This window comes from Pseudomonas sp. P1_F1_2, assembly GCF_056405815.1.
The window spans coordinates 1-21743 of record NZ_JBFUBK010000106.1 but is presented as its reverse complement, the minus strand read 5'-3'; the positions used below and the strand labels follow the sequence as shown (position 1 = coordinate 21743).

Here is a 21743-nt window from a genome sequence, read left to right as displayed (position 1 = left end):
ACGCTCAGCTGCGCAAGATCATCAAGACCCGAGGTCACTTCCCGACTGACGATGCGGCGACAAAACTGATCTGGCTTGGACTGCGCAATATCACAGCAAACTGGGGGGCCGCGGCCCATGACTGGAAAAGTGCGATGAATCAATTCGCGATTCTGTACGGAGATCGATTTATCAGGCCGACCTGGTAAAAGCATGGCCTGCCTAACGGCAGGCCGTTAACGGCCCGCACACAAAATATCTGACAGTCCCTATCCGCCACCTCATTCCCCCCAAGAATGAATCCTATGCCCCCCACCTGCGTTCCGCCCTCCCCGCCTCAAGGTCACCATTGATCCCAGCCAACCGGCTTTCCCAACAAGGATTACGATCATGACCCTGCAAGCAAAACTCGATGCCTTCAAAGCGGACTTCAAGGCTGGCAAACCGCCCTATAACGCCCCGGCTGACATCCACCCGATCATGGAGCGCGCCACTGCCGAGCTGATCGCCTCGGGTGCGGCGAACAAAGCGCTGAAGGTCGGTGACAAGGCGCCGCTGTTTAACCTGAAAGATCCCGACGGGCATCCAGTGTCCTCCATCGATCTGCTGGCCAAGGGGCCTTTGGTGCTGACGTTTTACCGTGGCGTGTGGTGCCCTTACTGCAACATGGAGCTGCAAGCGTTGCAGGATTTTCTGCCACTGCTGCAGGACGCCGGCGCCAGCCTGCTGGCGATTTCGCCACAGATCGCCGCCAACAGCCGCAAGTCGATGCGTACCAATGGCCTGACGTTTCCTATCCTCAGCGACAGCCACAATGACGTGGCGCATGCATTGGGTTTGCGCTTTGAGTTGCCGGATTACCTGATCGAGCTGTACAAGAATCTGCGTAACGATTTGCCAACTTTCAATGATGATCCGTCATGGACGATGCCGATGCCGGCACGCTATGTGATCGGTCAGGACGGTGTGATTCGTTACGCCGAGGTCAACCCGGATTACACTCAGCGTCCTGAGCCTGAAGCGATGCTGGATGCTATTCGCGGCTAACCGATCAAATGCCGCCTGACCCGCGGCATGTTTTTTCAAGGAGTGTGAAATGACCCGTCGTACCTTCCTCATCACCGGCGCCAGCAAAGGCATTGGCCGCGCTGTGGCCGAGCACCTGGATCGTGCGGGCCACCGGGTGGTGGGCATCGCCCGCACGCCCGACCTGACGTTCCCCGGCATCCTGTTTCCGCTGGACCTGAGCGACCGCGTCCTGACCCAGGAAGTGCTGGCCGATCTGGCCCGGACTTACGAATTTGACGGGCTGGTGAACAACGTCGGCCTGGTGCGCCCACAAGTACTGGGCGAGATTGACCTGGACACCTTCGACGACGTGATGCGGGTCAACCTCCATTCGGCGTTGCAGGCCACTCAGGCGCTGCTGCCCCACATGCGCGACAAGGGGTGGGGTCGGGTGGTGAACATCTCCAGCCTGACCGTCCTCGGGATTACCCAACGCACGGCCTACGCGGCGGCCAAAGCAGCGCTGATCAGCTTCACGCGCTCCTGGGCGCTGGAACTGGCGAAAACCGGCGTGACGGTGAACGCCGTGGCACCAGGGCCGACCGAGACCGAACTGTTTCGCACCAATAACCCGCCGGGCAGTGAAGGTGAAGCACGGTATCTGGCGGGAGTGCCAATGGGGCGATTGGGGCAACCACAAGAAATCGCGGCGGCGATTGCGTTTTTGTTGTCCGAGCAGAGTGGGTTTATTACCGGGCAAACGTTGTTTGTCGACGGCGGCTCCTCAATAGGAAAAGCCGCTTTCTGACCGACAATTTTCGGTGAATTTCAGAACCTCATAAGGACCTTCGATGGACCGCCTCGGCGCAATGGAAACCTTCGTCTACGTGGTGGAAACCGGCTCGTTTTCCGCTGCCGCCCGGCGTCTGAATATCGGCCAGCCCGCCGTGTCGAAAGCCATTGCGCAGCTGGAATCACGTCTTGCCGTGCGACTGCTGTTGCGCTCAACCCGAGGCCTGACACCGACCGAGGCCGGCCTGGCCTTTTTCGAGCGTTCCAAACGCGCCCTCGAAGAAGCCGACGAGGCCGACAACGCCGCCCGCGGTGCCGCCAGCGGACTCACTGGCAACCTGCGCATTTGCGCCGCCGTGACCTTCGGCCGGCTGCACATCGTGCCGCACCTCGGGCCGTTTCTCGAACAGAACCCGGACTTGAACATCGACCTGATGCTCGACGACCGTAACGTCAATCTGGTCGAGGAAGGCGTCGACATTGCCCTGCGCATGGGCGCCCTGAGTGACTCGGGGCTGACGGCCCGCAAAATCGCCGAGTGCCGACGCGTGGTACTGGGCACACCGGCCTACTTCGAAAAATACGGCGAACCCACCTGCCCCGCTGACCTGTGCAAGCATCAGGCGGTCGTCTATACCTTGGGCGGCGGCGCCAATTGGCAATTTCGCAACGCCTCTGAAGAACAGGCCGTGATCATCAGCGGCCGAATCCGCGTCAACGCCGCCGAGGGATTGCGAGAAGCAGTGCTGGCTCATCAGGGGCTGACCATGGCGTCGCAATGGATGTTTGCCCCGGAGTTGGCCAACGGGGCGGTCAGGGAAGTGATGACGGACTGGACGCTGCCCAACCTGGACCTTTGGGCAGTGTTTCCAACCGGAAGAATGGCCAGCGCCAAGGCGCGGGCGTTTGTGGAGTATGTGCAGGAGTTGCTGACAAAAGAGACCTGAGGTTCGCCGGTTTCGTTTCCTGACAGTACGCGTGGACTGATTTCACGACTGCTTCGCCCGAGCGCGGACCGGCCGAACGCAGGCTTCGCCAGCTGCTACAGGTTTGGGGTGAATCGGGAATTTCAACAGGCACAAAAAAGGCGACCCGAAGGTCGCCTTTGCTTACTGCCCGAATTGCCGTCCCAACCCACCCGGCACGCCGTGAATATCCGTGTCTTCCCATGGCCCGTTGGGGCTGATCGAGCGGCTCCAGCCGTTGTTCCAGCGGTAGTAGGTGCGCTGGCGGTAGAAGGTGTTGGTCTGGTCATCCAGCACGTAGACGCCGAGTTTGGCATCCCAATGGCTGTTGCCACCCGGCGGCGGCGCGAAGCTGGCGGAGGTGCGCGGCATCGGTTTGGCAGGCTTGGCCGGAATGCCCGGTTTACCTGGCGTGGGTGTTGGCGACGGAGTAGGCCTTGGCTGTGACGGCGGAATCGGTGGCGGCGACGTTCGCTCCGGCGGCTGGACCGCACAAGCGCTTAACCCCAAGACCAGACTGAGCAGGGTGATACGAGCGATGGCGGTCATGGGGGCGTTTTCCTGTTATTTGTCCGGGCTGTCGATGGTCAGTGTCTGCGGCGCCGTCGTGTTGCTGGCCAGAGGCTGGCTGCGACCGACCCATTCACCGGCAGTCGGTTGGCCGGCACGGGAGACGCGCGCAACCAGTTGGACTTCAGGAAAGTTCGACAGTTTCAACTGCGGCATCATGGCGTCGGCATCGCCCAATTCGACGGTCACCGGCAAGTCGGCCACGGTCAGGCGCTTGGCGGCCAACGGTGCAGGTGGACCGGAGGTGGCGCGGGCGAAAATGAACACGCTGTCGCCCGGCTGGACCTTGGCTTTGAGCGCCGGGGCCAGGTCAACGGTGACTTTCAACAACGCTGCAGCTTTGGCCGCAGGTGCCTGAACCACCTTGCCGCCGCTGGCTTCGAGCTTCTCGGTGGCCCGGGCAATCCCGCCTTGCAGCGCAGCGCGGGAGTTGTCATCGGGTGGCAGTTGTGTCAACAGACGATTCCAGTAGTTGATGGCGTCCTGGTAACGCTGGCTTTCAAACGCGGCGATACCGAGCAGGCCCAGGCTGGTGACTTCTTTCGGATCGGCTTTCAGCGCTTCATCGGTCAGGGCCTGAATCTTGTCCGACCACTTTTTACCTTCGGCAAAATACAGCGCCTGAGCCCATTGGCCGAGCAGTTCCGGTTGGCGACCGGCCAGGTTCACGGTACGTTCGAAAATCTTCGCCGCGTCGCCCGGACGATCCTGAGCCATGTACGTGCGACCGAGGAAATACAGGCCTTCAGCCGACTCCGGTTGAGCGGCGACGGCGCGTTCCAGCCGACGGGTCATCTCTTCCATCGACTGCGGCGCCTGAGCGAACTCGCGGGTCAGCTCGACTTTGTCGCTGGCACCGAAATGCAGGTACAAACCAAGGCCCAACACCGGAACCAGAACCGCCGCCAGCAAAGGCAACGGCTTGCCCAGGCGGGTCACTCGCGGCGCCCCAACGCCTTCGGTGTCGGCGAGCAGCTCACGGGCCGCTTCGGCGCGGCCGGCGTCCATTTGCGCCGCGTCGAGAACGCCCTCTTCCTGCTGAACCTGCAGCTCAGCCACGCGCTCTTGATACAGCGCGACGTTCAGGGCAGTACGATCCTCTTCACGCTGAGCGCGGCGACCGCGCAGAACCGGGATCAACAGAAAACTCAGGGCAACCAGAAGCAGCAGACCTGCAGCGAGCCAGAAATCAATCATTCTTGGTTTTTATCCAACAGGTGGTCGAGGCGCTCACGCTCATCGGTGGAAAGCTCAGTCTTGGTTTCGGCGCGTTGCACGCGACGACGGCGGACGATCACGGCGATGACCACAAAACCGCCCAAAAGCAGACCGGCCGGGCCGAACCAGAGCAGTGCAGTCTTGGCGTTCAGTGCGGGTTTGTAGCGGACGAAATCGCCGTACCGATCAACCATGAAGTCGATGATCTGCTGGTTGTCCTTACCCTCGCCCAGCATGCGAAAAATCTCTTTGCGCAGGTCGGCGGCAATCGGTGCGTTGGAATCGGCAATGTCCTGATTCTGGCACTTGGGGCAACGCAGCTCTTTGGTCAGCTCGCGAAAACGCTCGCGATCACCTTCTTTGGCGAACTCGTAGGTGTCGATGGCCGCGTGTGCCACGCCGGCCAAGCTCAAGCCCAACACCACGGCGGCTATCCAGCGCTTCATGGCTTGGCCTCATCGACCAGCGCCTGATACTTGGCGGCCAGTTTTTCACGCCAGACTTGCTCGTCGATCACGCCGACGAACTTGTCGCGGATGATGCCCTTGGCGTCGATGAAGAAGGTTTCCGGCGCGCCGTAGACACCGAGGTTCAGACCCAGGGTGCCGGCATCGTCACGAACATCCAGTTGGTAGGGGTTGTGAAACTCCACCAGCCACTTCAAGGCGTCGGCATTGACGTCCTTGTAGTTGATGCCATAAATCACCACGCCCTGCTGGGCCAGCTTATTCAGCACCGGGTGCTCGACCCGGCAGGAAATGCACCAGGTGCCCCAGACATTGACCAGCGCCGGTTTACCGACGATGTCAGCGCGGGTCAGGGTCTTGTCGCCCTGCACCGAAGGCAGGGAAAACTCCGGGAACGGCTTGTTGATCATCGCCGAAGGCAGCTCGGCCGGGTCCAGGTACAACCCACGGTAAAGGAATACAGCGACCACTAGAAAAATCGCCAGTGGCAACAACATCAACCAACGCTTCATGCAGTGGCTCCCGACATGCCCAGTGCTTCACGCACCCGGCTTTTCACCTTGACCCGATAACGGCGATCCAGCGCCGCCAGCAACCCACCGAAACCGGTCAGCAGTCCGCCGAACCAGATCCAGCGCACAAACGGTTTGACGTGAACACGAACAGCCCAGGCGCCATCGCCCAGCGGCTCACCGAGGGCGACGTAGAGGTCGCGGGTGAAACCGGCGTCGATCCCGGCTTCGGTCATCACCGAGTTCTGCACGGTGTAGAGGCGCTTTTCCGGGTGCAGCACGCTGACTTCCTTGCCGTCGCGAATCACTCGAACGGTGCCCTTGTCGGAGGTGAAGTTCGGGCCTTCGAAGTGCTTGGCGCCTTCGAACACGAAGTGATAACCGGCCAGGTCCATGGACTCGCCCGGCGCCAGGCGCAGGTCACGCTCGGCGCTGTTCTGGCTCGACAACACGACGCCCAGTGCGCACACGGCAATGCCCAAATGCGCGACCTGCATGCCCCAATAGCTGCGAGTCAGGGTCGGCAAGCCTTTGATCAGGCCTTTGTGGCGGGTCTTGTCGAAGATGTCTCGCACGCCGGCCAGCAATACCCAGGCCGCGAGCATGAACGTCGCGATCACCGCCCAGTTGAAATCGCCGTAAGCGACGCCGGCCACTACGGCCAGTGCGGCACTGCCGAGCAATACCGGCGTGAGCATGCTGGCCAGCCATTTCACCGGCGTGTCTTTCCAGCGCACGATCACACCGACCGCCATCACCATCATCAGCAACGCCATCAATGGAATGAACAACGCGTTGAAGTACGGCGGGCCGACCGACAGCTTGGCGCCGGTCATTGCGTCAAGGATCAGTGGGTACAAGGTGCCGAGCAGGATCATCGAGGCCGCCACCACCAGCACCAGGTTGTTGCCCAGCAGCAGGGTTTCCCGGGACCAGAGGTTGAAGCCCACCTGACTCTTGACCACAGGCGCGCGCAGGGCGAACAGCGTCAGCGAACCACCGACCACAAACAACAGGAAGATCAGGATGAACACGCCGCGCTCAGGGTCGGACGCAAACGCGTGAACCGACGTCAGCACGCCGGAACGCACGAGGAACGTACCCAGCAAGCTCAACGAGAACGCGGCGATGGCCAGCAACACGGTCCAGCTCTTGAACACGCCACGTTTTTCCGTGACCGCCAACGAGTGAATCAGCGCGGTGCCCACCAGCCAAGGCATGAACGAGGCATTTTCCACCGGGTCCCAGAACCACCAGCCGCCCCAGCCAAGTTCGTAATACGCCCACCACGAACCGAGGGTGATGCCGATGCCGAGGAATGCCCAGGCGACGATGGTCCACGGACGCGACCAGCGAGCCCACGCGGCATCCAGGCGACCGCCCATCAGCGCCGCGATGGCGAAGGCAAAGGCCACTGAGAAACCGACGTAACCCATGTACAGCATCGGCGGGTGAACGATCAGGCCGATGTCTTGCAGTAACGGATTGAGGTCGGCGCCATCGCTGGGCATCTGCGGCAGGATGCGCTTGAACGGGTTGGACGTGAGGATCAGGAACAACAGGAAACCGGTGCTGATCATGCCCATCACGGCCAGTACCCGGGCCAGCATGACTTGCGGCAATTGGCGGGAGAACACCGACACCGCGAAGGTCCAGCCGCCGAGGATCAATGCCCACAACAGCAATGACCCTTCGTGGGCGCCCCATACCGCGCTGAATTTGTAGTACCACGGCAAGGCACTGTTGGAGTTGCTGGCGACGTAGCCGACCGAGAAGTCGTCAGTCATGAACGCGTAGGTCAGGCACCCGAAGGCGAACACCAGGAAGGTGAACTGACCCCAGGCGGCCGGCTGCGCCAGGCTCATCCACAAGCGGTCACCGCGCCAGGCACCGAGCAACGGCACCACGGCCTGAACCAGCGCGAAACACAGCGCCAGGATCATGGCCAGGTGGCCCAGTTCGGGGATAAACAGCCCTGAATTATAGAGAGCGGATGTCATCAATTAACCCTCTTTGGCTTGTGTGGGCGCCGACTGGCCGCTGTCTTTCAGGGCCTTGGTCACTTCCGGCGGCATGTACTTCTCATCGTGCTTGGCCAGCACTTCGTCGGCCACCACCACGCCGTCGGCGTTGATTTTGCCCAGGGCCACGATACCCTGCCCTTCACGGAACAGGTCTGGAAGAATGCCGCGATAGGTGATGGTCACGGATTTGTTGAAGTCAGTAACGACAAATTTCACGTCCAGCGAATCACCGGAACGTTGCAGCGAACCTTTCTCGACCATGCCACCGGCACGGATGCGCGTGTCTTGCGGCGCTTCGCCATTGGCGATCTGGGTCGGGGTGTAAAACAGATTGATGTTCTGCTGCAGGGCGCTCAGGGCCAGGCCGACGGCAGCGCCGACACCCACCAGGATCGCGAGAATGATGATAAGACGCTTTTTGCGCAGCGGATTCACTTGCCGTTCTCCCGGCGCAGACGACGCGCCTCTTGTTGCAGATACCGCTTGCGGGCCAGGATCGGCGCCGCCACGTTGAGGGCCAGCACCGCCAGGCAGATGCCATAGGCTGACCAGACATACAGGGCGTGATGGCCCATGGCGAGGAAGTCGCCAAATGAAGCAAAACTCATCGAGCGACCTCCAGACTGTTCTGTACTTCGGCCTTGACCCAACTGGCCCGCGCTTCGCGCTTGAGTACTTCAAGGCGCATGCGCAGCAACAGGACCGCGCCAAAGAAACAGTAGAAGCCCAGCACCGTCAGCAGCAGAGGCAGCCACATTTCGGCCGGCATGGCCGGTTTTTCGGTGAGGGTGAAGGTCGCGCCCTGGTGCAGGGTGTTCCACCACTCCACCGAGTATTTGATGATCGGGATGTTGATCACGCCAACAATCGCCAACACCGCACACGCCTTGGCGGCGCTGTCACGATTGCTGATGGCGTTGCCCAGCGCAATCAGACCGAAGTACAGAAACAGCAGAATCAACATAGACGTAAGTCGCGCATCCCAGACCCACCACGAGCCCCAGGTCGGTTTGCCCCAGATCGCGCCRGTGACCAGCGCCACGGCAGTCATCCAGGCACCGATGGGCGCCGCGCATTGCAGGGCGACATCGGCCAGTTTCATCTTCCAGACCAACCCGACAATGCCGCACACGGCCAGCATCACATAGCAGGATTGCGCCAGCATCGCGGCAGGAACGTGGATATAGATGATGCGAAAGCTGTTGCCTTGCTGGTAGTCGGGCGGCGCGAAGGCCAGGCCCCAGACTACGCCAACGCCGATCAACAGCAACGCCGCGACGCTCAGCCAGGGCAACAGTTTGCCGCTGATGCCATAAAACCATTTGGGCGAGCCGAGCTTGTGAAACCACGTCCAGTTCATACTGTTTCCATCACGGTTGCCCTTCGCTGTGAAGGGCTGGGTCTTTACTGGTCAAATTTTAACCAAACCTCATTATTCGCCGACGCTGATCTTCAGGCCAGCAGCTATTGCAAACGGTGTCAGGGTTATCGCCAGGGCGGTCAGGCTACCAAGCCACAAGAGATAACCGGTCGCCGGCATGCCCATCAAGGCTGCCTGCAAGGCGCCACTGCCGAGAATCAACACCGGGATGTACAGCGGCAGAATCAGCAGCGCCAACAACAGGCCGCCACGCTTCAATCCTACCGTCAGGGCTGCGCCCACCGCACCGAGCAGGCTCAGTACCGGTGTACCCAGCAATAACGAAAGCAGCAACACCGGCAGACAAGCGGCAGGCAAACCGAGCATCAACGCCAGCAGTGGAGCGAGCAAAACCAGTGCCAGGCCCGAGAAGGCCCAGTGTGCCAGTACCTTGGCCAAAACCAGAAGAGGCAGAGGGTGCGACGAAAGGACCCACTGTTCGAGGGAACCGTCCTCGAAATCACTGCGGAAAAGCCCGTCCAGCGAGAGCAAAACCGATAAAAGGGCCGCGACCCAGACCAGCCCCGGAGACAAGGTTTGCAACAATTGAGCCTCGGGGCCGACCGCTAGCGGGAACAGGGCAACCACGATGGCGAAAAACACCAACGGGTTCGCCAACTCCGCAGGACGGCGGAATAACAAACGGGCCTCACGGGCGACCAACAGGCCGAAAACACTCATACGGCCCAATTCCCCAGATCAATATCGCGATAACCGGTCGGCATCCGCGTCAGCGTGTGGTGGGTGGTCAATACGACCATGCCGCCGCGCTCGCAGTGTGCGGCCAGGTGCTCTTCGAGCTGCGCCACGCCTTGTTTGTCGAGTGCGGTGAACGGTTCATCGAGAATCCACAGCGGCGGGCTGTCCAGGTACAACCGCGCCAGCGCCACACGGCGATGCTGGCCGGCAGACAGCGTGTGGCACGGAACGTCCTCGAAACCGCGCAACCCCACCGCCGCCAAGGCCTGCCAGATGGCGTCATGGGACGCCGGATGATGCAGGGCGCAGAGCCAGCTGAGGTTTTCCTCAGGGGTCAGCAATTCCTTGATACCGGCGGCATGACCGATCCACAACAGGTTGCGCGCCAGTTCAAAGCGTTGCTCATTGAGCGGCTGGCCATTGAGCAGCACTTGGCCGGCGGTCGGTTGCATCAGACCGCACAGCAGGCGCAACAGGCTGGTCTTGCCACTGCCGTTGGGGCCGCTGATTTGCAACATTTCGCCACTGGCCAGTCTCAAATCGAGATTTTCGAAGAGCAGCCGAAGGTCTCGCTCACAAGCGAGGGCAACGGTTTGCAGGACTGGGCTGGTCAAGGGATCACGGGCCTTTTGCGGTTCAAGTCGGCAGTAGTACGGCCGCTAAAGAGATGCAGAATAGATGCATTGGCGGCCCGTCATAGAGAGCTGGGTCAAACATTTGCAATGTTTTTAGCGCCCCAGTGATAACGGGGCGGCATTATACATGCCATGCCCTACTCTCAAGAGGGCAATTTCCTCAGGTTGTGACCGCGTATGACAGGCGAAATGAACATCCTCCCGCTACCGCAGACCCCGCCCGCGACGTCGCGGCCGCTGGTGGTGAGTGGCGACCTGCTCAAGTTACTGACGCCGATGGAGGGCCTGATCTCCGTCGGGCAAACCGCCAAGGCTGAAGTGCTGTCGCTCAAGCAGACGGATCAGACCTTTCAATTGTTGCTCAAAGTCACCCTCGACAGCGGTCGCCAGACCACGGTCCAGGCCACCAGCAGCCAGCCTCTGCCTCAAGGCACCAGCCTGGCGATCACCCAACCGTCGGCCAGCAACCTGGCGATCACCGTGCAACAGGCCATCGCGGCGAGCGTCGCCACCCTCACCCGCATCGACACGGCACAACTGCCCGCTGGCACGCTGTTGCAGGGCAAAGTGCTGACCTCACAAGTCCTGCCACAAGTACCGGGGCAACCCACGGTGTTCCGCTCCATGGTGAGTTTGCTAAACACAGTGCTGAGCGGCAGCACGCTGAGCATCGACAGCCCCACGCCCCTGCGCATTGGCACGTTGTTGAGCGCCATGGTGCAAGACACCCAGACGCTTAAATTCGTCCCGCTGAGCAGCCGTCAGGAACAGTTGGCGGTGACGCAGCAACTGGTCAGCCAGCAAAGCCGCCAAGGTTCGCTGGATGGCTTGATCAAAGCCTTGCAAAACCTGACGCCGACGCCGCAATCGTCACTGCAGCCGCCATTGCAGCCATCGCCACTTGCGTTGGACCCAACCTCCAGCGACCTGCGCCTGGCCGTGGAAAAACTCCTCGCCGGCATGCCGGACGTTCAGCAACTGAGCACGCCAAAGGGCCTGGCTCAAGCGCTGGCAAACAGCGGACTGTTCCTGGAAGCGAAATTGCTCACCGGGCAAAACCCGACATTGGCGCCGGACATGAAAGGCGATTTGCTCAAGCTGATCGCGCAACTGACACCGGGACTACCGGCCAATACCAACCTCAACGCGATCATCGCCGCCAATACATTGGTGCAGACGATGCCGAGCTTCGTGCGCAGCGCCCTGGGGATGCTCGGGCAAGTCAGCGCCAAGCCGCTGCCGACCAGTTTCCCGCTGCCCGAACGCCTGCTGCAAAGCCATGACGGTGAAGGTGATCTGGAGCATTTGCTGCGTTTGGCGGCGGCAGCCGTTTCGCGCCTGCAAAGCCATCAACTGTCGAGCCTGGAGCAAACCGGCGTGACCGACGATGGTCGGCTGCTCAGCACCTGGCAACTGGAAATCCCGATGCGAAACGCGCAGGACATTGTCCCGCTGCAGGTCAAGTTCCAGCGCGAAGAAGCGCCCGAGAAAGAACACCCCCACGAACGCCGCGACGAACACGAACCCAAGCAACCGCTGTGGCGTGTCGACCTGGCCTTCGACATGGAACCGCTGGGCCCCTTGCAGGTTCACGCGCAACTGATCAAGGGCAGCCTGTCCAGCCAGCTCTGGGCCGAACGGCCGTACACCGCCAGCCTGATCGAAAGTAACCTGGCCGGCCTGCGCGAACGCTTGCTGGCATCGGGCCTGAACGTCGGCAATCTGGATTGCCACCTCGGCACCCCGCCACAAGGACCGCAAACTCGTCTGGAACAACGCTGGGTCGACGAAACCGCATGAAAACCACCAACGCCCCACGCCAGGCCATCGCCCTCAAATACGACGGCAGCCACGCCCCTACCCTCACGGCCAAGGGTGACGAAGAACTGGCCGAAGAAATTCTGCGCATTGCCCGCGATTATGAAGTGCCGATCTATGAGAACGCCGAGCTGGTAAAGCTGCTGGCGAGGATGGAACTGGGGGAAAGTATTCCGCAGGAGTTGTACCGCACGCTGGCCGAGATCATCGCGTTTGCGTGGCATTTGAAGGGCAAGTTTCCGGCGGGGCATGAGTCGGAGGTGGGGATGGTGGAGAAGGATGTCACCGATCGCGGGGATGATTATTGATCGTTCCTACGCTCTGCGTGGGAATGCAGCCCGTGACGCTCCGCGTCACATTCAACAACGGAGCGCGGAGCGTCCCCAGAGGCATTCCCACGCAGAGCGTGGGAACGATCTCTGACAGGCATCAGTTCTTGTGAAGCTTACGCATCAACTCCGCCTCAGCCTGGGTCAACCCGCAAGACTGAGTCAGTTCATCAACCGTCGCCCCCATTCCCACCAATCGCGCCGCCTGGGCGAACGACAGGCTCGACGGGTCGCGCTGTTCCAGCTGTGCCAGTTTGTCCGGCAAGGGGCCAACCACCGCGCGCAGTTCGTGCAGGTCTTCACCCATGCGCACGTTGCCGCTCTGGTAATCGTCCACGCGTTTGGCCAGGTCCTTGATGCGCTGATCCCGCAGCGCATCGCCCTGGGCCTGTTGAGCGGCGATCAATCGTTGACCGCGAATGTACGCCAGAAACATCGCCAGCGTGCCTGCCCAGAAGAGGAACAGGACAATGACCGCAACCTCAAGAATCAATCAGATGTTCTCCAGGTCCGACCATTCTTCTTCGCTCATCATCTTGTCCAGCTCGACCAGGATCAGCAGTTCGTTGTTCTTGTTGCACACGCCTTGAATGAACTTGGCGGATTCTTCGTTACCGACGTTTGGCGCAGTTTCGATTTCCGACTGACGCAGGTAAACCACTTCGGCCACGCTGTCGACCATGATCCCGACAACCTGCTTGTCGGCTTCGATGATGACGATACGGGTGTTGTCGCTGATCTCCGCATTCATCAGGCCGAAGCGCTGACGGGTGTCGATCACGGTGACCACGTTACCGCGCAGGTTGATGATGCCCAGCACGTAGGTCGGGGCACCCGGAACCGGGGCGATTTCGGTGTAGCGCAGGACTTCCTGGACGCGCATCACGTTGATGCCGTAGGTTTCGTTGTCCAGCTTGAAGGTTACCCATTGCAGGATCGGATCTTCGGAACCCTTTGCAGCCGTCGCCTTATCATTCATACCCTGACCCCTCAAAAAACCGCCCTGGCGGTGTGTGTTCTGTGCAGCGGCATTCACTGCCGTTGCGTGTTTTTTATGCTGGTTTGTGAGCCGGCTTGATATTGCTTATGTGCTTTGCCCCGCCACTGGCGATCAACTCGGCCAGCGCGGAGACGTCGAGCAATGCACACATGTGTTCAATCACAGTGCCCGCCAGCCATGGCCGTTGACCACGGTGGCTGCGCCATTTGATTTCGTTCGGGTCCAGGCGCAACGAGCGGCTGACCTGATGCACCGCCAGCCCCCACTCGTAGCCCTGAACCGAAATAACGTACTGCAGGCCCTGCCGGAAATCGTCGCGGTAGCGGTCGGGCATGACCCAACGTGCGGTGTCCAGGACTTTCAGGTTGCCGGCCTGGCTCGGCAGAATCCCGAGGAACCATTCTGGCTGGCCGAACAGCGGCGTCAGCTCGTGGCCCGCCAACGAATAAATCGAACCCAGGCACACCAGTGGCACCGCCAGGGTCAACCCGGCGACGTCGAATAACAGACACTCGAACGGCTCGGCGGCCCACGACGGGCGACCATCGGTTTCGACCGGTGGCGGCGTGTTGCTCGGTGGCAAGTGGACTTCGACGACGGGCGGCACCAATGTTTGCAGCAGGGGTGCAATGGTCGATACCGGTGCGAGGATCGGTGCCGGCGCCTCCATGACCGGCGCTGGCGCCTTGGCCACGGCGGCGATCACGGGCGCTGCAACCACAGGTGCGGCAACTACAGGCGCAGCAACCGCCGCCGGGCGTGCATCGCGCGCTTGTTCTTCGAGGACCGCAGCCTGGAATTCGTCCAGGGTGTTATCCGGTTCGAGCACTTCGGCGGGCGCTTCGATGATCGGCGCAAGCTCCTCCGTCGCGTCCTGCAGCAAGCTGTCCAGATAATGCTGGAGCGCCAGTTGCGGGCGAGAGGTGATCTTCACCGGCCGATTCATTTAAGCACCACGCAAGGAAGGTTCATCTCACGCCACCTGCGCGACAGATTGCTGCGCCAGCAAATGCTTGAGCAGCGCACGGTAAGCGAGAACTCCACGGCTCTTGCCGTCGAATTGCGAAGGCGTGAGGCCGGCCCGGCTCGCATCCCGCAAGCGGGTGTCGACCGGGATGTAACCTTGCCAGATTTCTTCCGGGTACTTGTCACGCAGCACGCGCAGGGTCCCGAGGGACGCCTGGGTGCGGCGGTCGAACAAGGTCGGGATGATGGTGAACGGCAACGCCTGTTTGCGAGAGCGATTGATCATCGCCAAGGTGTTGACCATGCGTTCAAGGCCTTTGACGGCCAAGTGCTCGGTCTGCACCGGGATCACCAATTGCTGGCTCGCCGCCAAGGCATTGACCATCAGCACACCGAGCAACGGCGGGCTGTCGATCACCGCGTAATCGAAGTCCTGCCACAACTGCGCCAGGCTCTTGGCGATCACCAGGCCCAAGCCACTCTGCCCCGGCGATTGACGCTCAAGCGTGGCCAGTGCGGTGCTCGAAGGCAGCAGCGAAATACTGTCGTGACTGGTGGGCAACAACAACTGACCGGGCAAGCCTTGCGGCACGCTGCCCTTGTGCAGGAACAAGTCGTAGCTGCTGTGTTCCAGGCTATCGGGATCGTAGCCGAAGTAGCTGGTCATGGAGCCGTGCGGATCGAGATCGACCACAACCACGCGCTTGCCCGCCTCGGCCAGCAAACCGGCTAAAGCGATAGAGGAAGTGGTTTTACCAACACCACCCTTTTGATTGGCAACGGCCCAGACTCTCATTTGAATGTTTCCTCCCGGCCGACGAGGTCAGCCGAGAAATAGCTCAACGTTTTAATGCGGGTGACGGAGAATTGACGGCGCTCTCTCGTACCGGCGACTTGACCGCTGACGGTGCAGTTTGTGTGCCAGCACGCTTCAACGCGGCGTCCGGTTGCGCATGAGCGGTTCCGGTGCCGGTGAGGCTGCGACGAACATCGAGATTGCGTGAAACCACCAGCACCACACGACGGTTGCGTGCCCGGCCTTCGGCGGTGGCGTTATTGGCCACGGGCTGAAACTCGCCATAACCCACGGAGGCCATTCGGCTCGGGTTCACACCCTGCATCGCCAGAATGCGCACAATGCTCGCCGAGCGGGCCGAGGACAGTTCCCAGTTAGTGGGGTACTGCGCGGTGCGGATCGGTTGATCGTCGGTAAAGCCTTCGACGTGAATCGGGTTGTCGAACGGCTTCAGAATCCCGGCCACCTTGTCGATGATATTGAACGCGTTGTCGCTGGGCATGGCATCGCCGCTGCCGAACAACAGGCTGGAATTGAGTTCGATCTCGACCCACAACTCGTTGCCACGCACGGCCATCTGATTGGAGCTGATCAGGTCGCCGAACGCCGCGCTGATGTCATCGGCAATGCTTTTGAGCGGGTCGTTGGAACCGGCCACACCGGCATCGACCTGCTCGCTGTCTTTCACCAACGGCTTGGCCGGCGTCACCGTCATCGGTCGCTCTTCGCCAACAGGAATCGGCTTGAGGGAACGATCGGCATCGGTGAAGACCCCGATCAGCGCTTGCGAAATGATTTTGTACTTGCCTTCGTTGATCGACGAGATCGAGTACATCACCACGAAGAATGCGAAGAGCAAGGTAATGAAGTCGGCATAGGAAACGAGCCAACGTTCATGGTTTACATGTTCTTCAGGTTGGCGACGACGAGCCATAATCCATTACCCCCATCAATCCATGAAGCCCTGAAGCTTCAACTCAATAGAGCGAGGGTTCTCACCTTCGGCGATCGACAGGATCCCTTCCAGCAACATTTCGCGGTAACGCGATTGGCGCAATGCAACGGATTTGAGCTTGGACGCAATCGGCAGCAACACCAGGTTGGCACTGGCCACGCCGTAGATGGTGGCGACGAAGGCCACGGCAATGCCGCTGCCCAGTTGCGTCGGGTCAGCGAGGTTGCCCATGACATGGATCAGGCCCATCACCGCACCGATAATCCCGATGGTCGGCGCGTAGCCGCCCATGCTTTCGAAGACTTTGGCGGCCTCGATATCGCGGCTTTCCTGGGTGTAGAAATCCACTTCCAGAATGCTGCGAATCGCTTCCGGTTCCGCACCGTCGACCAGCAACTGAAGGCCTTTGCGCGAGTAGCTGTCGGGTTCGGCATCGGCCACCCCTTCCAGGCCCAGCAATCCTTCCTTGCGCGCGGTCAGGCTCCAGTTCACGACTCGATCAATGCCACCGGCCAGATCAACGCGAGGTGGAAACAGAATCCAGCCAACAATTTGCATGGCGCGCTTGAAGGCGCTCATCGGCGACTGCAACAAGGCTGCGCCAATGGTCCCACCGAGAACGATCAGCGCCGCCGGGCCGTTGGCCAGCGCGCCAAGGTGGCCACCTTCAAGGTAGTTGCCGCCAATAATGGCGACGAACGCCATGATGATGCCGATAAGGCTTAAAACATCCATCAGATACACGCCTCGACCAAGTGCTTGCCAATATCTTCCAGCCCATAGATCGCATCCGCGAGATCGGCTTTGACGATGGCCATCGGCATGCCGTAGATCACGCAACTGGCTTCATCCTGAGCCCAGATCGCGCTGCCGCTCTGTTTGAGCAGGCGAGCACCTTCACGACCGTCGGCGCCCATGCCGGTGAGTACGACCGCCAGAACTTTGTCGCCGTAGGACTTGGCTGCCGAACCGAAGGTGATGTCCACGCACGGTTTGTAATTGAGACGCTCGTCGCCCGGCAGGATTTTCACCGCGCCACGGCCGTCGATCATCATTTGCTTGCCACCCGGTGCCAGCAACGCCAGGCCCGGACGCAGGATGTCGCCATCCTCGGCTTCCTTGACGCTGATGCGGCAGAGCTTGTCCAGACGCTCGGCGAAGGCCTTGGTGAAGGCTGCCGGCATGTGCTGGACCAACACGATCGGTGCCGGGAAGTTGGCCGGCAACTGAGTCAAGACTCGTTGCAGCGCAACCGGACCGCCCGTGGACGTGCCGATGGCAACCAGTTTGTAGGCTTTGCGCTTGGGTGCAGGCGACGATGGGCCGGGGGACGCAGGGGCATGATGCGTACGTGTCGGGATCGGTGCCGGTGCAGGGCGCGAAGGTGTGCTGCTGCCGTAACTGCTGACGCTCGAAGGCGCGGGCGTCGGGGCTGGCGCGGCAACCGGTGCCGGCGCGCTGTAGGCGCTGGCGCGACGGTTACTGCGTGAAATGCTGAGAATCTTCTCGCACAGCAGTTGCTTGACCTTCTCCGGGTTACGGGAGATGTCTTCAAAATTCTTGGGCAGGAAATCGACGGCGCCGGCGTCCAGCGCATCAAGGGTGACCCGGGCGCCTTCGTGCGTCAGCGACGAGAACATCAACACCGGCGTCGGGCAGCGCTGCATGATGTGCCGCACGGCGGTGATGCCGTCCATCATGGGCATCTCGTAGTCCATGGTGATCACGTCCGGCTTGAGGGCCAGGGCCTGATCGATCGCCTCTTTTCCGTTGGTCGCCGTACCGACGACCTGGATATTCGAATCCGCTGAAAGAATTTCCGAGACGCGGCGGCGGAAAAACCCCGAATCGTCCACCACCAGGACTTTAACTGCCATAAACACTCCGTTAGACGCAGCGGGGCCTCAGTCGCCCCGCTCCACCAGAATCAAATACGCCGTGTGGCGTAACGCTTGAGCATGCTCGGAACATCGAGAATCAGCGCAATACGGCCGTCACCGGTGATGGTGGCGCCCGACATGCCCGGGGTTCCCTGGAGCATTTTGCCCAATGGCTTGATGACCACTTCTTCCTGGCCCACCAGTTGATCGACGACAAAGCCGATCCGCTGCGTGCCCACCGAAAGGATCACCACATGGCCTTCGCGCTGCTCTTCGTGAGCGGCGGAGCTGACCAGCCAGCGCTTGAGGTAGAACAGTGGCAGCGCCTTGTCTCGCACGATCACCACTTCCTGGCCGTCCACCACGTTGGTGGTCGACAGGTCGAGGTGGAAGATCTCGTTGACGTTCACCAGCGGGAACGCAAACGCCTGGTTGCCGAGCATGACCATCAGCGTCGGCATGATCGCCAGGGTCAACGGCACCTTGATGACGATTTTCGAACCCTGGCCCTTGGTCGAGTAAATGTTGATCGAACCGTTGAGCTGGGAAATCTTGGTTTTCACCACGTCCATGCCCACGCCACGACCCGACACGTCGGAGATCTCGGTTTTGGTCGAGAACCCTGGCGCAAAAATCAGGTTGTAGCACTCGGTATCGCTCAAGCGATCGGCCGCATCCTTGTCCATCACACCGCGTTTAACCGCGATGGAACGCAGGACGTTCGGGTCCATGCCTTTGCCGTCATCGGAAATCGACAGCAGGATGTGGTCGCCTTCCTGTTCGGCAGCAAGGACCACCCGGCCGCCACGGGACTTGCCCGAAGCTTCGCGTTCTTCCGGCGACTCGATGCCGTGGTCGACCGCGTTGCGTACCAAGTGGACCAGCGGGTCGGCCAGGGCCTCGACGAGGTTCTTGTCGAGGTCGGTTTCTTCACCGACCAGTTCCAGGTTGATCTCTTTCTTGAGCTGGCGAGCCAGGTCGCGAACCAGGCGCGGGAAGCGCCCGAAGACTTTCTTGATCGGTTGCATCCGGGTCTTCATGACCGCGGTTTGCAAGTCAGCCGTGACCACGTCGAGGTTCGACACAGCCTTGGACATGGCCTCGTCGGCACTGTTGGCACCCAGGCGAACCAGGCGGTTACGCACCAGCACCAATTCGCCCACCATGTTCATGATTTCGTCGAGGCGAGCGGTATCGACCCGCACGGTGGTCTCGGCTTCGCTGGCCGGTTTTTCCGGTGGCGGCGCGGCTGGAGCACGGACCGGGGCCGGTGCAGCAGCGGCGGCTGGTTTCGGTGTTTCAGCTTTCGGTTCAGGCGCCTTGGCGATCGGGGCCGGTGCGGCAGCCTTGGCGACGGGTGCCGCGACATTCGATACAGCAGAACCTGTGCCGACTTCGCTGAACTTGCCTTTACCGTGCAATTCGTCGAGCAGCGATTCGAACTCGTGATCGGAGATCAGATCACCACCCGCCGCCGCTGCAGTTGGCGCAGCAGGAACTGGCACAGAAGCAATGGCCGACTCCAGCGCATCCACCGCAAAGTTGCCTTTGCCGTGCAACTGGTCGAGCAGTGCTTCAAATTCGTCGTCGGTAATGTCGGAGTTATCGCCTGCCGCTTTCGGGGCGGCTGGTGCAGCTGGCGCGGCGGCCACGGCATCGACAGCGAACTGGCCTTTACCGTGCAGTTGATCGAGCAAGGACTCGAACTCGGCATCGGTGATTTCGTCGCTCGCAGCGGCATCGCTGGAAGGCGTTGGTGCAGGTGCAGCCGCCGGAGCCTCAGCTTGAGCCTTGACGGCATTGAGCGAGTCCAGCAGTTGTTCGAATTCGTTATCGGTGATGTCGCCCGATTCGGCTTCAGCGGCAGGCGCTTCAAACACTTCAGCGACCGGTGCAGCTTCATCAGCCGTTTGCGGCTCGGCCAGTCGGGCCAGAGCTGCCAGCAATTCAGGTGTGGCAGCCGTGATCGGGCTGCGCTCGCGGACTTCGCTGAACATGCTGTTCACCGCGTCCAGCGCTTCGAGCACCACGTCCATCAGTTCTGAATCAACGCGACGCTCACCCTTGCGCAGGATGTCGAACACGTTCTCGGCGATATGGCAGCACTCCACCAGCTCGTTGAGCTGGAGGAAGCCGGCGCCCCCTTTTACAGTGTGAAAACCGCGAAAAATTGCATTGAGCAAGTCCGCATCATCCGGTCGGCTCTCAAGCTCGACCAGCTGTTCGGACAGTTGCTCTAGAATCTCGCCGGCCTCAACCAGGAAATCCTGAAGGATCTCTTCATCGGCGCCGAAGCTCATGTATGGGGTGCTCCTAACAGGTTTAAAAACCTAAAAAACCTAGAATGCTAAAACTCTAAAATCCCAGGCTGGATAGCAAATCGTCCACATCGTCCTGACCGGACACAACGTCTTCTCTTTTATCGGCATGAATCTGCGGACCTTCACCCTGAGAGAGATGTTTTTGCGGATCTTTTTCAGCCAGCATCGATTCACGGTCATGTTCGATACCCGCAAAGCGGTCTACCTGGCTGGCCATGAGTACGAGCTTGAGCAAATTGCTTTCAACTTCGGTGACCAATTGGGTCACACGCTTGATGACCTGACCGGTGAGGTCCTGGTAATCCTGAGCCAGCAGGATGTCGTTGAGGTTGCTCGACACCATGCGGTTGTCTTCGATACTGCGAGTCAGAAAACCGTCGACCCGACGGGCCAGTTCACGAAACTCTTCAGCCCCGACTTCACGACGCATGAACCGGCTCCAGTCGGTGCTCAACGCCTGGGCTTCATCGCTCAGGTTGTTGACCAGCGGCGTGGCGCTTTCCACCAGGTCCATGGTGCGGTTGGCCGCGGCCTCGGTGAGCTTGACCACATACCCCAGGCGCTCGGTGGCGTCCGTGATCTGTGACACTTCCTCGGCTTGCGGCATGTTCGGGTCAATCTGGAAGTTGACGATCGCGCTGTGCAGCTCGCGAGTGAGCTTGCCCACTTCCTGATACAGGCCGCGGTCACGGGTCTGATTGAGCTCATGGATCAGTTGCACAGCTTCGCCGAACCTGCCTTTTTCAAGGCTGGCGACCAGTTCGACGGCGTGTTTTTTCAGGGTCGATTCAAAATCGCCCAGTGAAGATTCTTTATGCTCCATAGCTCCCCCGTGGCGCAGTGGATCAACCGATGCGTTCGAAAATCTTCTCGATTTTTTCTTTCAACGCCTGGGCCGTGAAGGGTTTGACCACGTAGCCGTTTACACCGGCCTGGGCTGCTTCAATGATCTGCTCGCGCTTGGCTTCAGCGGTCACCATCAGCACCGGCAGGTGCTTGAGCTTTTCATCGGCGCGCACGTGACGCAGCAAGTCGATACCGGTCATGCCAGGCATGTTCCAGTCCGTTACCAGAAAGTCGATGCTCCCGCTGTTGAGAACCGGAATGGCAGTAGTGCCATCGTCGGCCTCGACCGTGTTGGTGAACCCAAGGTCACGCAACAGGTTTTTTATGATCCGCCGCATCGTTGAGAAGTCATCAACGATGAGGATTTTCATGTTCTTGTCCAATTCGACCTCCAAGCAGTCTTAAACGCGCCCAGCACCTGGACGCGCCATTTCAATCAATCCGGCAATGCATTCGATGACTGTCTGGAGCACAACAGATCGCAACCGGTGCCGTTCAAAACCGCACCAGCCACGTTCGCAGTGTCCCCACACTGCCTTCAGC

25 protein-coding genes and 1 pseudogene are annotated in these 21743 nt (G+C 60.5%); 6 read left to right on the top strand and 20 right to left on the bottom strand.

Features of this window, described 5'->3' with window-relative positions; translation table 11 throughout:
- From AC1D2P_RS24995 to AC1D2P_RS24980, 4 genes and pseudogenes are all read left to right on the top strand, one after another.
- A pseudogene (locus tag AC1D2P_RS24995) lies at positions 1 to 188 on the top strand (IS256 family transposase); the annotation flags it as partial.
- 181 nt (positions 189 to 369) lie between these two features.
- Positions 370 to 1026 (top strand): peroxiredoxin-like family protein, encoded by a 657-nt coding sequence (locus tag AC1D2P_RS24990; RefSeq protein ID WP_477758156.1) that lies wholly within the window; start codon positions 370 to 372, stop codon positions 1024 to 1026.
- 49 nt (positions 1027 to 1075) lie between these two features.
- Positions 1076 to 1795 (top strand): SDR family oxidoreductase, encoded by a 720-nt coding sequence (locus tag AC1D2P_RS24985; RefSeq protein WP_477758157.1) that lies wholly within the window; start codon positions 1076 to 1078, stop codon positions 1793 to 1795.
- Between the two features lie 43 nt (positions 1796 to 1838).
- The gene (locus tag AC1D2P_RS24980; RefSeq protein ID WP_477758158.1) at positions 1839 to 2726 is read left to right on the top strand and encodes a LysR family transcriptional regulator; all 888 of its coding nucleotides are present in this window, start codon (positions 1839 to 1841) and stop codon (positions 2724 to 2726) included.
- 162 nt (positions 2727 to 2888) lie between these two features.
- Here AC1D2P_RS24980 and AC1D2P_RS24975 read toward each other — a convergent pair whose 3' ends face one another.
- The 10 genes from AC1D2P_RS24975 to ccmA all read right to left on the bottom strand — a co-directional run bounded on the left by AC1D2P_RS24975 (position 2889) and on the right by ccmA (position 10268).
- On the bottom strand, positions 2889 to 3293 hold the full coding sequence (locus AC1D2P_RS24975) for a hypothetical protein (RefSeq protein ID WP_046032861.1): 405 nt from the start codon (positions 3291 to 3293) through the stop codon (positions 2889 to 2891).
- A 15-nt stretch (positions 3294 to 3308) separates the two neighbouring features.
- The gene (gene ccmI, locus AC1D2P_RS24970) at positions 3309 to 4511 is read right to left on the bottom strand and encodes a c-type cytochrome biogenesis protein CcmI (RefSeq protein ID WP_046032860.1); all 1203 of its coding nucleotides are present in this window, start codon (positions 4509 to 4511) and stop codon (positions 3309 to 3311) included.
- Positions 4508 to 4978 (bottom strand): cytochrome c-type biogenesis protein, encoded by a 471-nt coding sequence (locus tag AC1D2P_RS24965; RefSeq protein ID WP_046032859.1) that lies wholly within the window; start codon positions 4976 to 4978, stop codon positions 4508 to 4510. Before AC1D2P_RS24965 ends, ccmI begins: the two co-directional genes overlap by 4 nt.
- Complete coding sequence (locus AC1D2P_RS24960) at positions 4975 to 5511, bottom strand: DsbE family thiol:disulfide interchange protein (RefSeq protein WP_046032858.1); 537 nt, start codon at positions 5509 to 5511, stop codon at positions 4975 to 4977. The genes AC1D2P_RS24965 and AC1D2P_RS24960 overlap by 4 nt, the downstream gene beginning before the upstream one ends.
- Positions 5508 to 7511: a heme lyase CcmF/NrfE family subunit gene (locus AC1D2P_RS24955; RefSeq protein WP_046032857.1), complete on the bottom strand. Its 2004-nt coding sequence runs from the start codon at positions 7509 to 7511 to the stop codon at positions 5508 to 5510. Before AC1D2P_RS24955 ends, AC1D2P_RS24960 begins: the two co-directional genes overlap by 4 nt.
- A 3-nt stretch (positions 7512 to 7514) precedes the next feature.
- On the bottom strand, positions 7515 to 7970 hold the full coding sequence (gene ccmE, locus AC1D2P_RS24950) for a cytochrome c maturation protein CcmE (protein WP_027922384.1): 456 nt from the start codon (positions 7968 to 7970) through the stop codon (positions 7515 to 7517).
- The gene (ccmD, locus tag AC1D2P_RS24945) at positions 7967 to 8143 is read right to left on the bottom strand and encodes a heme exporter protein CcmD (RefSeq protein ID WP_008145547.1); all 177 of its coding nucleotides are present in this window, start codon (positions 8141 to 8143) and stop codon (positions 7967 to 7969) included. Before ccmD ends, ccmE begins: the two co-directional genes overlap by 4 nt.
- A complete protein-coding gene (locus tag AC1D2P_RS24940) occupies positions 8140 to 8895 on the bottom strand; it encodes a heme ABC transporter permease (protein WP_046032856.1) in 756 nt (251 codons plus the stop codon). The genes ccmD and AC1D2P_RS24940 overlap by 4 nt, the downstream gene beginning before the upstream one ends.
- A gap of 72 nt (positions 8896 to 8967) precedes the next feature.
- Positions 8968 to 9636 (bottom strand): heme exporter protein CcmB, encoded by a 669-nt coding sequence (ccmB, locus tag AC1D2P_RS24935; RefSeq protein WP_046032855.1) that lies wholly within the window; start codon positions 9634 to 9636, stop codon positions 8968 to 8970.
- Positions 9633 to 10268 carry a cytochrome c biogenesis heme-transporting ATPase CcmA gene (ccmA, locus tag AC1D2P_RS24930; protein WP_109786423.1) on the bottom strand — a complete coding sequence of 212 codons (636 nt, stop codon included), beginning with the start codon at positions 10266 to 10268 and terminating at the stop codon, positions 9633 to 9635. Before ccmA ends, ccmB begins: the two co-directional genes overlap by 4 nt.
- A 198-nt stretch (positions 10269 to 10466) precedes the next feature.
- On the opposite strand from ccmA, the gene fliK reads away from it, so the two are divergent.
- The gene (fliK, locus tag AC1D2P_RS24925) at positions 10467 to 12089 is read left to right on the top strand and encodes a flagellar hook-length control protein FliK (RefSeq protein ID WP_477758159.1); all 1623 of its coding nucleotides are present in this window, start codon (positions 10467 to 10469) and stop codon (positions 12087 to 12089) included.
- Positions 12086 to 12415 carry an EscU/YscU/HrcU family type III secretion system export apparatus switch protein gene (locus tag AC1D2P_RS24920; protein ID WP_477758160.1) on the top strand — a complete coding sequence of 110 codons (330 nt, stop codon included), beginning with the start codon at positions 12086 to 12088 and terminating at the stop codon, positions 12413 to 12415. The genes fliK and AC1D2P_RS24920 overlap by 4 nt, the downstream gene beginning before the upstream one ends.
- 121 nt (positions 12416 to 12536) lie before the next feature.
- Here AC1D2P_RS24920 and AC1D2P_RS24915 read toward each other — a convergent pair whose 3' ends face one another.
- The 10 genes from AC1D2P_RS24915 to AC1D2P_RS24870 form a co-directional block, all read right to left on the bottom strand.
- Positions 12537 to 12929, bottom strand: a complete 393-nt coding sequence (locus tag AC1D2P_RS24915; protein WP_046032851.1) for a DUF2802 domain-containing protein — start codon at positions 12927 to 12929, stop codon at positions 12537 to 12539.
- A complete protein-coding gene (locus tag AC1D2P_RS24910) occupies positions 12930 to 13415 on the bottom strand; it encodes a chemotaxis protein CheW (protein WP_046032850.1) in 486 nt (161 codons plus the stop codon).
- A gap of 73 nt (positions 13416 to 13488) precedes the next feature.
- On the bottom strand, positions 13489 to 14382 hold the full coding sequence (locus tag AC1D2P_RS24905) for a CheW domain-containing protein (protein ID WP_223522591.1): 894 nt from the start codon (positions 14380 to 14382) through the stop codon (positions 13489 to 13491).
- Between the two features lie 27 nt (positions 14383 to 14409).
- Positions 14410 to 15198: a ParA family protein gene (locus tag AC1D2P_RS24900; RefSeq protein ID WP_477758161.1), complete on the bottom strand. Its 789-nt coding sequence runs from the start codon at positions 15196 to 15198 to the stop codon at positions 14410 to 14412.
- 43 nt (positions 15199 to 15241) lie between these two features.
- Positions 15242 to 16132: a flagellar motor protein MotD gene (gene motD, locus AC1D2P_RS24895; RefSeq protein ID WP_477758162.1), complete on the bottom strand. Its 891-nt coding sequence runs from the start codon at positions 16130 to 16132 to the stop codon at positions 15242 to 15244.
- 15 nt (positions 16133 to 16147) lie between these two features.
- Positions 16148 to 16888 (bottom strand): flagellar motor protein, encoded by a 741-nt coding sequence (locus AC1D2P_RS24890; RefSeq protein WP_046032846.1) that lies wholly within the window; start codon positions 16886 to 16888, stop codon positions 16148 to 16150.
- Positions 16888 to 18030, bottom strand: a complete 1143-nt coding sequence (locus AC1D2P_RS24885; RefSeq protein WP_046032845.1) for a protein-glutamate methylesterase/protein-glutamine glutaminase — start codon at positions 18028 to 18030, stop codon at positions 16888 to 16890. The genes AC1D2P_RS24890 and AC1D2P_RS24885 overlap by 1 nt, the downstream gene beginning before the upstream one ends.
- A gap of 50 nt (positions 18031 to 18080) precedes the next feature.
- Positions 18081 to 20333, bottom strand: coding sequence for a chemotaxis protein CheA (locus tag AC1D2P_RS24880; protein ID WP_477758163.1), 2253 nt, complete (start codon positions 20331 to 20333; stop codon positions 18081 to 18083).
- A 55-nt stretch (positions 20334 to 20388) separates the two neighbouring features.
- A complete protein-coding gene (locus AC1D2P_RS24875; protein WP_046032843.1) occupies positions 20389 to 21177 on the bottom strand; it encodes a protein phosphatase CheZ in 789 nt (262 codons plus the stop codon).
- A gap of 22 nt (positions 21178 to 21199) precedes the next feature.
- On the bottom strand, positions 21200 to 21571 hold the full coding sequence (locus AC1D2P_RS24870; protein ID WP_003183998.1) for a chemotaxis response regulator CheY: 372 nt from the start codon (positions 21569 to 21571) through the stop codon (positions 21200 to 21202).
- Positions 21572 to 21743 lie beyond the last annotated feature (172 nt).